At 45.4% G+C, this 11,734-nt stretch carries 14 protein-coding genes; 8 read left to right on the top strand and 6 right to left on the bottom strand.

Features of this window, described 5'->3' with window-relative positions:
- Positions 1 to 144: 144 nt before the first annotated feature.
- On the top strand, positions 145 to 525 hold the full coding sequence (locus tag J4227_01585) for a hypothetical protein (GenBank protein ID MBS3109197.1): 381 nt from the start codon (positions 145 to 147) through the stop codon (positions 523 to 525).
- Positions 526 to 599: 74 nt separating this feature from the next.
- Positions 600 to 956, top strand: a complete 357-nt coding sequence (locus J4227_01580; protein ID MBS3109196.1) for a hypothetical protein — start codon at positions 600 to 602, stop codon at positions 954 to 956.
- Between the two features lie 63 nt (positions 957 to 1,019).
- Here the strand turns inward: J4227_01580 and J4227_01575 are convergent, their stop codons facing one another.
- From J4227_01575 to J4227_01560, 4 genes are all read right to left on the bottom strand, one after another.
- On the bottom strand, positions 1,020 to 1,250 hold the full coding sequence (locus J4227_01575; protein MBS3109195.1) for a hypothetical protein: 231 nt from the start codon (positions 1,248 to 1,250) through the stop codon (positions 1,020 to 1,022).
- Between the two features lie 132 nt (positions 1,251 to 1,382).
- The gene (locus J4227_01570) at positions 1,383 to 1,973 is read right to left on the bottom strand and encodes a class I SAM-dependent methyltransferase (protein ID MBS3109194.1); all 591 of its coding nucleotides are present in this window, start codon (positions 1,971 to 1,973) and stop codon (positions 1,383 to 1,385) included.
- 256 nt (positions 1,974 to 2,229) lie between these two features.
- Positions 2,230 to 3,024 carry a hypothetical protein gene (locus J4227_01565; GenBank protein ID MBS3109193.1) on the bottom strand — a complete coding sequence of 265 codons (795 nt, stop codon included), beginning with the start codon at positions 3,022 to 3,024 and terminating at the stop codon, positions 2,230 to 2,232.
- A gap of 16 nt (positions 3,025 to 3,040) precedes the next feature.
- Positions 3,041 to 3,655 carry a hypothetical protein gene (locus J4227_01560; protein ID MBS3109192.1) on the bottom strand — a complete coding sequence of 205 codons (615 nt, stop codon included), beginning with the start codon at positions 3,653 to 3,655 and terminating at the stop codon, positions 3,041 to 3,043.
- Positions 3,656 to 4,024: 369 nt separating this feature from the next.
- Here J4227_01560 and J4227_01555 point away from each other — a divergent pair, with 369 nt between their 5' ends.
- Genes J4227_01555 through J4227_01530 form a run of 6 tightly spaced genes read left to right on the top strand, consistent with a single transcriptional unit; the run spans position 4,025 to position 9,425 of the window.
- On the top strand, positions 4,025 to 4,534 hold the full coding sequence (locus tag J4227_01555; protein MBS3109191.1) for a PadR family transcriptional regulator: 510 nt from the start codon (positions 4,025 to 4,027) through the stop codon (positions 4,532 to 4,534).
- A 35-nt stretch (positions 4,535 to 4,569) separates the two neighbouring features.
- Positions 4,570 to 5,256: an ABC transporter ATP-binding protein gene (locus tag J4227_01550; protein ID MBS3109190.1), complete on the top strand. Its 687-nt coding sequence runs from the start codon at positions 4,570 to 4,572 to the stop codon at positions 5,254 to 5,256.
- A gap of 41 nt (positions 5,257 to 5,297) precedes the next feature.
- Positions 5,298 to 6,554 (top strand): hypothetical protein, encoded by a 1,257-nt coding sequence (locus J4227_01545; protein ID MBS3109189.1) that lies wholly within the window; start codon positions 5,298 to 5,300, stop codon positions 6,552 to 6,554.
- An 11-nt stretch (positions 6,555 to 6,565) separates the two neighbouring features.
- Positions 6,566 to 7,786: an ABC transporter permease gene (locus tag J4227_01540; protein ID MBS3109188.1), complete on the top strand. Its 1,221-nt coding sequence runs from the start codon at positions 6,566 to 6,568 to the stop codon at positions 7,784 to 7,786.
- On the top strand, positions 7,783 to 9,000 hold the full coding sequence (locus tag J4227_01535; GenBank protein ID MBS3109187.1) for an ABC transporter permease: 1,218 nt from the start codon (positions 7,783 to 7,785) through the stop codon (positions 8,998 to 9,000). The genes J4227_01540 and J4227_01535 overlap by 4 nt, the downstream gene beginning before the upstream one ends.
- Positions 9,001 to 9,032: 32 nt before the next feature.
- On the top strand, positions 9,033 to 9,425 hold the full coding sequence (locus J4227_01530) for a hypothetical protein (GenBank protein MBS3109186.1): 393 nt from the start codon (positions 9,033 to 9,035) through the stop codon (positions 9,423 to 9,425).
- A 123-nt stretch (positions 9,426 to 9,548) separates the two neighbouring features.
- Here the strand turns inward: J4227_01530 and J4227_01525 are convergent, their stop codons facing one another.
- Together J4227_01525 and J4227_01520 are read right to left on the bottom strand one after the other, a co-directional pair.
- The gene (locus tag J4227_01525; GenBank protein ID MBS3109185.1) at positions 9,549 to 10,151 is read right to left on the bottom strand and encodes a metallophosphoesterase family protein; all 603 of its coding nucleotides are present in this window, start codon (positions 10,149 to 10,151) and stop codon (positions 9,549 to 9,551) included.
- Between the two features lie 32 nt (positions 10,152 to 10,183).
- Positions 10,184 to 10,762, bottom strand: coding sequence for a threonylcarbamoyl-AMP synthase (locus J4227_01520; protein ID MBS3109184.1), 579 nt, complete (start codon positions 10,760 to 10,762; stop codon positions 10,184 to 10,186).
- Positions 10,763 to 11,734: the final 972 nt, after the last annotated feature.

Raw genomic sequence — 11,734 nt, 5'->3', positions numbered from 1 at the left:
TTTTCCTTTTCCATGGCAGAGTCGCACCTCTGCCCTGCCCCAACTCAGGGCTAACGCCCTGATGAGGGGCTGTTTTTATTTAAGACTTTCTACAGAGCCTTAGCATTGGATAGCTTTATATATCCTAAATCCTTGACTGAAAACATGAGCAGCCAGGATATTCTGATAGCATGCAAGCGTTGCAACACCAAAACCCCTGTCCGTGACATGAAGTACGACATGAATGGCTCTGACCTAATATGCGGGAGATGCTATGAAATCAAGATTGCTGCCAAAAAAATGCCCAGGGACGGCAGCAAATATGCCGACCCCAGAAAATTCAAGCTGGAATTCACTGATCCGCTGGAAGCCAAAAAAGAAGTCAAGTATTTTTGCCAGCACTGCAAATTCAAATTCAGCAGAAAAAAGGAGCATGGCGTGCCGAAAGTGTGCCCAAATTGCAACAAAATGTCACTTGTCATCCAGGGCTCCACTTCAGCCGACACGCTTTTGAGGGATTCATCCAGAAAAGAATTTGATTTCTGAAATCAGCTGCATAATATTGGACGCATGATACAGGATATACTTAAATTTATATATCAAGAAAATTTCTTTTTGGCATGACAAACCTGATAATTTCCCTGGGAACGGGCAAAGGAACATGGGCCCATGTTGCCAAATTGCTTGCAAGCCAGGAATGGGAAAAAGTGTATCTTGTAACAAGCGAATTCTTCAAGGGCAAGTTTCCCGTGGACAAGCCGCATGAATTTATCGTGGTTGACCTAAAAATGCCGTTAAAGCAAATGGTCGAGCATGTCAAGGGCAAGCTGGATGGAAAAATTTTCGACACTGAGGTCGCCATCAACCTTATTTCAGGAACCGGGAAGGAACATATGGCAGTCCTCTCCGCAGCATTGAAGCTGGGCCTTGGAATAAGGCTGGTTGCATATACGGGAAAAGAAACTGAAGAAATCTGAGCGCAATTTTATCATCCAATGAACAATTTCAGCCATTCAAATTTCTGCCAAAGCCGCCAAAATTCAATTGCTGTCGGAAGCCAAGACATCAACACCCCTGATAAGAACAACTGTCCGGGCAATGGCAATTACTGACATCAGCATGACGACCCAGTTCACGGTCTCAGCATCAAGCCCTATGCTTATAAGCGGCTTCTGCATCCTGTTAAAAGAATATGCAAGGAAAAAAACCACTGTAAAGGCAAGCATCATACCAATCAGGAAGAGCATTCCCCTGTGCCTGAATATGTCCATTTTAGCCCCGCACCCAAATGTTTTATTTGCGCTATATAATCTGTACTGTATAAGTTCCTGCATTTTAAATATTTTTTCCTGTAAACCCCCTTATTGTGCAGAAATCCCCGCTATTTTATCAGGCCACAATTTTCATAATTCACTGCAATAAAGCCAATAGCCTGATTTTTTGACAATTATCCTGAGGTTGCCAAAAATATCCATCATCCTTTTGCCCAGCATTTCTCCTCCTTTCTTATTCCTGGCAATCAACTGAAGGCTTCCGCCTTTGGAAAGCCTTTCATGCGCCCCCCCCATCATTGCATAGCATAGCTCCCTGCCTGCTGACTGGGGCGGATTCAGCAAAATAACATCAAATTTCCCAGTGACATTCACAAACAAATCACCCTGCACTACATGCACATTTTTCAGCTTGAGCATTTCAGCATTCATCCTTGCCAGGCTAACAGCCCTTGCGTTCACATCGGTCATGACAATCTCGGCATTTGGGAAGGCCTTGGCTACAGAAAGGCCAACAGCGCCATAGCCGCAGCCCAAGTCGAGTATTCTCTGGCCGTCTTTCAGAATTGAATAGTCCACCAAAATTTCTGTTCCCCTGTCAACTCTGCTGCTTGAGAACACACCCGCACCTGCATAAAACCCGAGTTCATTCCCCCTAAGCCTTGCCTTTATCTTCCTCAGGTTCAAGGGCGAAGCCTGCTTTTCAGAATAATAGTGTTCCATGGCATAAACGCAATGTGAAAACTATTTATAATTCTATGGGAATTTATGGCACTGTAGAAAATCTCGCCTATCGGTCCGGTTTTGCTGCCGGTTCGCATGTCTCAGAATTTGATAAATTGCAATTTTCTATCTGGAACCTCGAAAATTGCTGCATAGATTTGCACAAGATGCTCACATTTTGGCAGCAAAACTTATATATTGTACAGTGCCGGAATTTATCAAAACCAGGATTATGCGGGAAATGCCTGCAGTTTTCTCAATTATCAACAATCCTGTACCAGGTAAGAAGCAGCCTGTCCGTTGCCTTCACAAGGTCAAACCCCTTCCCCTGCACGGTAAGGCAATTCCCATCTACTGTAACTTTTGGGCCCTCTTCCTGGCTGAGATAGATTACAGGCTCCCCTTCTGGATTGCATTGCATAATTGGGGCCTCTCCACAGCCTGTAAAATTCTGAGTGCATGCTGCTGTTGGAGTGATGCCGAGTGTTTTCACAACATTCAGGCTCAATTCCCCATTTGCCAGTCCAACATATTTCAGGTCAGGCTCTGCAGGGTCAAAGGTTATGTAAACCTGCCTGCTGTAATTGCCCACAACAATCCTTCCGAATTCCAGCACATCACCTTCAATGACCACATCCTCAACTTCCCGCGGCCCAAACCTGAACGGGACAGTAAATATGGTATTACCGCTTTGCAATTTTGTGTATGACAGGTTGTTGTACTTGATGAAGACAAATCCGTTGTAAACATAATTATCATCTGAATGGTCGCCCTGCAGCACATCCTGGTAAATCTGTTCAGGGTCTTCATTCGAGCTTCCCATGTACCGGATCAGGAAAACAGCCAAAAACATCAGGATAAAAAATGCGATAACTGCCAGGATAGCCTTTCCGGAAGAAGATTGCTTTTTCTTGCCCAGGCGTTTTTGTTTTGCTCCTGAGGATGATGCCTTATTTGCATTGCCGGTTTTGGTTTTTTTCACGCTGTGTGGCTTTTTGTTTATGCTTTTCTCATCCAGTCCTGCAACCGCAGTGTTATTATCATCTGCCATATCATCCACCAGCCAATTAATTCATGATGCCTACCATAACATACATGAGCCTGTCCTTTAAGCCCAGGAAAAAGCCGCTTGGCCCTTCCATGATAATACAATCACCATCAGAGTAAATCCTGCCCCCGGTTTCCTCCAATGCGGTGTCATTCGACCCCAACAAGTAGATAACGGGCTGGGCGCCAGTTGCATTTTGACATGTAATAACAGGCAAATTATATGTTGGATTCGCCTCATCCACACCGTTTATAACCCTGGTGCTGAGGAATTTTCCGAAGTCTTCCTGGAACTTCAGCCTTGTTATCTCTGTTATCCCAAGATCTTCTCCATGGGGGTCAAAAGTAAGATACACTGCCGGCTTCCACTGCAGTTTTTCTTTCACATCCTGGCCGACTGAGATGGGCTCGAGGTCGCTTGGAAGGTAGCGGAACGGCACGGTCTGGCCATTTACCTTCGCAAGCCAGACACTCCCCTCTGTGTAAATATTGAACCCATTGTATTTCACGCTTCTCGTATTTCCAGCGCCATTGTTAAAAAGAAAGCCACCTATGCTGAAGCTCATGATGATGATGAAAAACCAGACCATAAAAGTCCGGACATTGAATACCTTGTTTGGGCCTTTTTTCTCCATGCAAGCCGGTTGATAATACATTCTTATAAAGATATCCCTTTGGGCATTCTGGCTGCAGGGCATCAGACCAGGTATCATTGCCCATTAATCGGCCTTGTCCGAAAACTCGCCTTCCGGCCCGGTTTGGGCATCTGCTCAGCATTGCAGCTTCCCGCGAATTGCATTTTTCCCCTCTGCAACCCCGAAAAATGCATAATCCCCACGGGAATGGGCTTCGCAAAATTGATGCCCAAACTCACTTTTCGGACAAGGCCCCATTAATCAAAATCTTTATAAAAGGGCAATCATCACCTTATATCGGAGCCGATATATCTAATAAGATATACAGCAATACCAACTCATATAAGAATAACTGCACGGGGAATCTGAATGCTAGGCCACCTTAAAATCATGGCAATCAAGCTTCTATCTGAGAAGCCCATGTCAGGATATGCAATAATAAAAAGGATAGAAAGCATGTCAGGATGCTGGAAGCCAAGTGCAGGCTCTGTTTATCCAATGCTGGCCGAGCTCAAAAAGACAGGATTGGTCAGCGTCAAACTGGACAGGCGCCAGAAGATTTATTCCCTGACCAAGGCAGGTAAAAAATATCATTCGCAAAACGAAAGAAGAAAGCAGCAAATGGTGGCTTCCCTAAAGGCCAAGCTGGATATTTACCAGTCAATGTCCAGTGATGAAGGGAAAGCCATGATGATGGGGTTCCTGGAAGAGGTCCATGGACCAAAAATAGCTCAAAGATATTTTAAAGGCATGGTTCCGGAAGTGCTTGCACTCAAGAAGGAGATTTGGGGATTATATATATCAGGCCGGATGAAGAAACGAAAAAAAGAAATAGGCAGCATACTGACCAGCACCATAAAAGAGCTTAGGAAGCTGTAGGGCTTATAAAACGGGCAACTGCAATGGGCGACACAATAATAAAACTCGAAAATGTCTGGAAAATCTACAGGATGGGAAAAGTGGAGGTCAACGCCCTCAGGGGAATAGACCTGGTAATCAAAAAAGGTGATTTTGTCAGCGTTATGGGGCCCAGTGGGTCTGGCAAAAGCACGGCTGTAAACATGATAGGCTGCCTTGATATCCCCACCAAAGGAAGAATAATCCTGGAGCATCATGATATCTCACACCTTGAAGAGTCAGAGCTCGCCCAGATTAGAGGCAAGAAAATTGGCTTCATATTCCAGCAGTTCAATCTTATTAATACCCTTTCTGCGCTCGAGAATGTGATGCTTCCCATGATATTCCAGGGAAAATCACGCGAGGATAGGATAAAGAGGGCTGAAGAGCTTTTGACGCTCGTTGGGCTGGGAGAGCGCATGACCCACAGGCCAACAGAGCTTTCAGGCGGGCAGCAGCAAAGGGTTGCCATTGCGCGGGCCCTTTCAAATGACCCTGAAGTCATTTTGGCAGATGAGCCAACCGGAAACCTGGACAGCACAACAGGCCAAATGGTCATGGAATTCCTAAGGGATTTGAACCAGAAGCAGAAAAAGACCATAATCATGGTCACACATGACGAAAGGCTGGCAAAATCAGCCAGGAAAATAGAATACCTAAAGGATGGAAAAATTGTCAAGAGCCTGAACAACGGAGACAAATAACCAATGGCAGGCATTGACTTATCAAGCTCGGAGGGATTATTATGAAAAAAATGATTTATGCGGTAATTTTGCTGACAATAATGCTGGGAACAGGGCTTACCAGTGCGCAGTCCTTCACATCACCTGAAATCAGCGTGACATTCCTGAGCCAGGACCCTGATCCTGCAGAGCCTGGGAATTTCCTAAAGGCACGGTTCAAAATCGAGAACATAGGGCTGGGTGAAGCCAAGGATCTCCAGGTGGAGATGCTTCCGGAATATCCATTTTCAATCTATGAGGATTCAGCGATAAAATCAATTGCCAGCATAAGCCCGAGGCAGAAAGGCAATGAGGCTGTATTTATCGACTTCAACCTGAAGGCAGATGACAATGCGCTGCCCGGAACTTATGATATAGAGCTAAGATATAAGATAAAAGACGGTGCCTGGCAAAAGATTGACCCCTTCACTGTAGTTCTCAAGCAGCAGGAAGTGATTGTAACACTGCAATCTGTCTCAACTGAACCAGAGCTTGTAAGGCCAGGAGACCAGGTAAAACTGAACCTTGGATTTGACAACCTTGCCAAGCTTCCAGTGAGATACCTTAAAATAAATCTGGGCCTTGTGTCAATCCTCTCAACTTCAACTTCCATCAGCGTTACTGAACTGCCCCTGTCACCCCTGTCATCAACAAATGAGCTTGTTTTCCCACTGGTTAAGCCAAGTGAGCGCGTAACTGCAACCTTTAACCTGGTTGCCGACTCGGATGCAGCGTCAAAAGTATACAAGATTCCTGTCACATATTCATATACAGACCCCTCCAACAGGAATTATACAAAGCAGAATTACATCAGCATCATGATTGGCGACAGCCCTGAACTGATTGGCCAGATGGAAAGCTCAGAAGTCTATAAGGCAGGCATGAGCGGCGAGGTAATTGTGAAATTTGTGAACAAGGGCCTTAACCAGATCAAATTCCTGTATGCAACTCTTGACCCTACAGGCGATTATGATGTGCTTTCACCAAAGGAAGTGTACGTCGGCAACATAGACTCAGACGACTATGAGACTTTGAGCTACAAGATATATGTGAAAGACAGCGTACAGGACAGCGTGATGCTTCCAATACACCTTGAGTACAAGGACGTAAACAACAATGACTATTATGAAGACCTGAAGCTGGAGGTCAAGCTTTTTTCATCCGAGGATGCCCAAAAGATGGGCCTTGAGAAGAAAAGCAATGCACTTCCAATATTGATTGGGGCAGTTGTTGTCATCATTGGCTTCCTGGTTTACAGAAAGCTGAAGAAGAAAAAGTAGGGAAGTGATCCATGCTAAGGGATTACTTCAGCCTGGCCGTAGAAAGCCTGAGGGTGAGACAGGTTAGGACCTGGCTCACCATGATAGGCATTTTTATTGGAATCGCCGCTATTGTTAGCCTTATCAGCCTGGGGCAAGGCATGAAAGAGGCCATAACTTCTCAATTTGCGGCGTTGGGCTCTGACAAGATTACAATCCAGGCCAGGGGGCTGACACTGGGCCCCCCGGGAAGCAATGTTGTTGAGCCACTCTCCAAGTCTGACCTGGAGGCTGTCAAGAAAGTGCCAGGGGTGAACCGCGCAGGCGGAAGAATGATCAAGGCCGTGAATGTGCTCTTCAAAGAGCAGCGCAGTTTTGTCTTCATGGCTGATATCCCCTCGGACTACCAGGAAAGGGCGCTTGTGCTTGAAGTTGTCAAGCCCACTGTGGAAGATGGGCGGTTCTTGAACAAGGGTGACAAATACAAGATTGTAGTGGGAAATGACTACGCCAAGAAGAATATAATTGGGAAAGGGATTGTGGTTGGTGACAAGCTGGAAATCAATGGCTATCAATTTGAAGTTGTCGGGGTAATGGAAAAGAAAGGCCTGCCCATGATTGACCTTGCTTTCATTGCAAATGAAGATGCGTTTCGGGAGATTACCGGGAATATAGATGAAGAGAGCCTAATTGTGGCTGAGGTAAACAAGGGAGCTGCCATGAAGGCTGTGGCTGATGACATAAAGAAAACCCTGCGCAAGCATCGCAATGAAGAGAAAGACAAGGAAGGATTTACTGTTTCCACGCCAGACCAGTTTCTCAACACGCTCAACACAATTCTCAGCATTGTCCAGGCAGTGCTCGTAGGCATAGCCGGAATCAGCCTGATGGTAGGTGGCATTGGGATAATGAATACAATGTACACTGCTGTGCTTGAACGAACCAAGGAAATTGGGGTCATGAAGGCAATTGGGGCAAAGAACTCTGATATCCTGCTTATTTTCCTGATTGAGTCGGGATTCTTAGGGCTGGTGGGTGGCACCATCGGCATAATGCTTGGCCTGGGGTTGAGCAAGATGGTTGAATTAATTGCTGTTTATGTTTGGGGGAACCTTCTCCTCAAGGCAAATTTTTCCCCGATTCTGATTGCAGGCGCACTTGCGTTCTCATTCATTGTTGGCATGGTATCGGGAACACTCCCTGCAATGCAGGCATCAAAACTGCAGCCAGTTGAGGCGCTGAGGTCAAAATGATAATTGATTATATCACCTATGGGTTCAAGAACATCAAGAAGAGGAAAATGAGAAGCTGGCTTACCATGGTCGGAATCTTTGTGGGCATTGCTGCTGTTGTGTCCCTAATAAGCCTGGGGCAGGGCCTGCAAAAAGCAATCCAGGATGAATTCCAAAGCCTTGGCGCGGACAAGCTCATTATCCAGCCAAAAGGCGGCGGGTTTGGCAGTGTCGGGACAAGCCCCTCGAAGCTTACTGACGAAGATATTGACCAGATTAAAAAAACCAAGGGCGTGGACACCGCAATCGGCCTTCTATACCATACAGCAATAATTGAATTTGACGATGACCAGTATGTCAGCCTGGTTTATGGCATGCCAATGACTCCAAAAGAGAATGAGCTGGTAACGCAGATGAATGTTGTTGAAATTGAGTCAGGCCGGGCCCTGAAAAGCTCGGACACTGGCAAGGCAGTTGTTGGCTACCGGTATGCCCACAATCAAATTTTCAAGCGCAACCTCAGGCTTGGGGATAAGATTCTGGTCGACAACATCCCCTTAGAAATTGTTGGCTTCATGGAACAGATTGGAAGTGAGATTGATGATACAGTCATATATGTCACCCAGGACCAAATCGAGAAAATGTACGATATTGCAGGCCAGTTTGACTTTGTTTATGTCAAGGCCAGCTCAGGTGTTGATCCCCAGGACTTGGTGGAGCCAGTTGAAAGAACCCTGAGAAAATCCAGGGATGTGGACGAAGGGCAGGAAGATTTCGAAGTGCAGACATTCCAGGAGGTTCTTGAAAGCTTTTTGAGCATCTTCAGGATAGTGCAGGCTGTTATTGTTGGCATTGCTGCCATAAGCCTGCTTGTTGGCGCAATTGGAATCACAAATACAATGTACACTGCAGTCCTTGAAAGGACCAAGGAAATCGGTGTCATGAAGGCTATCGGGGCCAAGAATAGCGATGTCCTGACAATTTTCCTGATAGAATCTGGTTTCCTTGGGCTTGCCGGAGGGACAATAGGGATAATTTTTGGAACTGGCATCAGCAAGCTTGTTGAGATTGTGGCAGCACAGTCCCTGGGCACTGACCTCCTGAGGGCATATTTCCCGGCCTGGCTAATTTTTGGCGCATTGGCCTTTGCAATTGTGATAGGCATGGCTGCAGGTGTAATGCCTGCCAAACAGGCCAGCAGCCTCCAGCCTGTTGATGCATTGAGATATGAGTAAATTATTTATACTGCGAAAAGCTCAATCATGCCATGCAAATAATCATTGACACTTCAAAGGACTCTCCGGAAGACATAAAGAAAGCTGCGAGGTTCCTGCAGGAGCTTGCCAGCGGGCAAGCTGGCAATATTGTGAATCAGGGCAACATCTTTGGAAGCTCAGCCCCTGCTGAAGGCATGATGGGGATATTTGACAATCCTGCTACCCTGGATGCATCTTCATCAGGCATGGCAGCAGAAAGCCCAGGCGCACAGCAGAGCTCAAATGCCCAAAGCATCCTGGATGACTCTGATGACAACCCCTGGCCAAAAAAACCGGTTCTTGAGACTTATGACACTTCTTCGGCAAGCTACAGCCCTTCCCAAAAAAAGGATCCAAAGGACCCTGATAAAGACAAGAAAAGTTCAGGGATAATTGTATACTAAATTTTTATGCAAAATATCCGGCCTCTTTTTCCTGACAGCGGGCATGCTTAATATGACCGAATATGTTTCCAAGATTATAAATACATATCCTTAGCTTCAAGAATAATTTCAAAGAAAATGCCATTAAAGGTCTATAATCATGCCTGCCTTGCCAACATTGATTACCCTTGTCTTGCCGATTTTTTCTTCCATGCCTTCTGCTTCATGGACATGGCTGCAAAGAAGGACGTCAGGCTTGAATTTTTCAACTGCCTCGCGGACACTTGGGCTGCCAGGCACAAAATCGCTGAGCTTTTCCATGATTGTGCCGCTTGGATGGGCATGGGTAACCATAATCTTCTTCTTCATTCCCTTGATTCCATCATAGGCCCTCTGCAACAGCTTTTTGATTTCATCCTCTCCAGTCCTGACCGGGCCTATATCAGCCCCTCCGCACCCAAAAAGCCCAATGTCCTTGTATTTTATTGAATAGCCATGGAGGCTTGTTGCGCCATAGAGCTGCGCAAGAAAATCAGTTGTTGCAACGCTTTCATGGTTTCCGGGAATCAAAAGAACCTTTTTCTTTTTGTTTATGAAGGGTCCCACTATATTCTTTGTTGACTGCTCAAACATTGTCAGGTCGCCGCAAAGCACGACAAGGTCGACCTTCTCCTTCTCGGCACGGTCTGCGAGCTTCTTCACCAGCGACATGTCGCCGTGTATGTCACCTGATGCGAGGATTTTCATGTGACAATAAATAAGAAAGAACTTTAAAAAGCTTATCTCTCCCGTATCTGGGGCTCTTCCCCTGACAGATTTATGATAGTAGACGCATGACCTTCCTTTTCACCTTCATATATTATGAAATCGACCTGGTTGGCAATGGGCTTGTCAAGGTCATCCAGGTTGGTCATGTAGTCCTTGCCACTTATATTTGCAGAAGTGGTTACCAAGGGCACATTCAGGTTTTTTGCAATTTCGCTTATCCAATGGTCAGGAATCCTGACTCCCAAGGTGCCGTTCCCATTGTTGGTTTCCGGGCAAATTACGCTCTTGTTCTTGAGCTTGAGAATTATTGTGTAAGGGCCAGGAAGCTTCTTAATCCACCGCCTCATCTCTATTTTGTTGGGAGAATCACAGTTTTTCTTAATCCATTCTTTGGATGGGGCAATTACTGACAATGGCCTATCACGCTGTTTTTTCAGCTCCCTCAGCCTTAACACAGACTCAGCCAGCCTGGCATTGCATCCCATTCCATAGATCGTATCAGTCGGATGAATGAACACCGCACCATTCTTGATATCTGTGCCAAAATTATTCTTAGAGTGCTTAAACTCATCTATTGTGAGGATTTTCATGCCTTATATGAATTCAAGGCGATTTAAATAGATTATGTATATGTGGCATATATACTAAGCTTTGCGTCGTTAAGCAAAAATAAAGAAAAAATCAAATATGAAGATATCCAATCATAAACCCTTCTTCAGCAGATGATATGCCATCCTCTTCCAGGTATTCCTCGTTGGCTGTTTCATTGTATATGTCAAAGTCCACTTCATCTTCATAGCCGTCGTACATGGTAGCCACCTCCATTTTTCCTATTGGAATTACTTCTCCATCAGCTATTATCGCTATTCAGTTAATCTGGAAAATCAATTTTTCATGCTCACTGTCCTGATGGTCAAGTCCCTGATCTGCCTGAAAAACAGCCTGCTTATTGTTTCATTGCTCAAGTCGTCCATGGTCATGCACCTCCAACGGTTTCGTCCGTTGACAACGATATTAGTCTTGAAGGGATTTTCGCTACGCTCCAATCCCCTAAACTCCATGTTTCGATACTTTTTTCCCAATTAAAAAAATAAGGCAGAGCGAAGGGGGGTGTAGGACGCTCCACCTTAATTTTTTCAAGAATTTAATGGACAGATGGGCTTAAATAGGCTGCGCCGGGATGTCTAGTGTCCAGTGATGGTTTCGCCCATCAACCACGAAATTAGTATTGTGGGTATTTCGCCGCGCTCAATACCCAGAACTCCATGTTTTCTATCTGATTAAGTATAGCGATTTTAACATTAACTGCAAATCGCGTTGGCAGGCTTTATGCCTCCCTTGTTTTTACGAGATTTTCTTAAAAATCTCTGTGACACGGCCACTCAGCACCCGCCGTAAGTGCGATTTCGCCGCGCTCAATACCCAGAACTCCATGCTTTCCATATTTTCAGGAATTGAACTACTTTAGGGCGAGCCTTTGAAAGAAACCTCTGGGCTTTAGCCCAGAGATGAATTTCAAAGTTCAAAGGCGAGCAATAAACTTTTTCTTTTCTGATAATAAA

It is taken from the genome of Candidatus Woesearchaeota archaeon, from assembly GCA_018303405.1.
Taxonomy (GTDB): Archaea; Nanobdellota; Nanobdellia; order Woesearchaeales; family JABMPP01; genus JAGVYD01.
This window is presented reverse-complemented; position numbering and strand designations above follow the sequence as displayed.

What these genes read in the sequence shown, in the direction of transcription:
- J4227_01585 (MBS3109197.1), top strand. Translation starts at nt 145, where the DNA reads ATGAGCAGCCAGGATATTCTGATAGCATGCAAGCGTTGCAACACCAAA.
- J4227_01580 (MBS3109196.1), top strand. Translation starts at nt 600, where the DNA reads ATGACAAACCTGATAATTTCCCTGGGAACGGGCAAAGGAACATGGGCC.
- J4227_01575 (MBS3109195.1), bottom strand. Translation starts at nt 1,250, where the DNA reads ATGGACATATTCAGGCACAGGGGAATGCTCTTCCTGATTGGTATGATG.
- J4227_01570 (MBS3109194.1), bottom strand. Translation starts at nt 1,973, where the DNA reads ATGGAACACTATTATTCTGAAAAGCAGGCTTCGCCCTTGAACCTGAGG.
- J4227_01565 (MBS3109193.1), bottom strand. Translation starts at nt 3,024, where the DNA reads ATGGCAGATGATAATAACACTGCGGTTGCAGGACTGGATGAGAAAAGC.
- J4227_01560 (MBS3109192.1), bottom strand. Translation starts at nt 3,655, where the DNA reads ATGGAGAAAAAAGGCCCAAACAAGGTATTCAATGTCCGGACTTTTATG.
- J4227_01555 (MBS3109191.1), top strand. Translation starts at nt 4,025, where the DNA reads ATGCTAGGCCACCTTAAAATCATGGCAATCAAGCTTCTATCTGAGAAG.
- J4227_01545 (MBS3109189.1), top strand. Translation starts at nt 5,298, where the DNA reads ATGAAAAAAATGATTTATGCGGTAATTTTGCTGACAATAATGCTGGGA.
- J4227_01540 (MBS3109188.1), top strand. Translation starts at nt 6,566, where the DNA reads ATGCTAAGGGATTACTTCAGCCTGGCCGTAGAAAGCCTGAGGGTGAGA.
- J4227_01535 (MBS3109187.1), top strand. Translation starts at nt 7,783, where the DNA reads ATGATAATTGATTATATCACCTATGGGTTCAAGAACATCAAGAAGAGG.
- J4227_01530 (MBS3109186.1), top strand. Translation starts at nt 9,033, where the DNA reads ATGCAAATAATCATTGACACTTCAAAGGACTCTCCGGAAGACATAAAG.
- J4227_01525 (MBS3109185.1), bottom strand. Translation starts at nt 10,151, where the DNA reads ATGAAAATCCTCGCATCAGGTGACATACACGGCGACATGTCGCTGGTG.
- J4227_01520 (MBS3109184.1), bottom strand. Translation starts at nt 10,762, where the DNA reads ATGAAAATCCTCACAATAGATGAGTTTAAGCACTCTAAGAATAATTTT.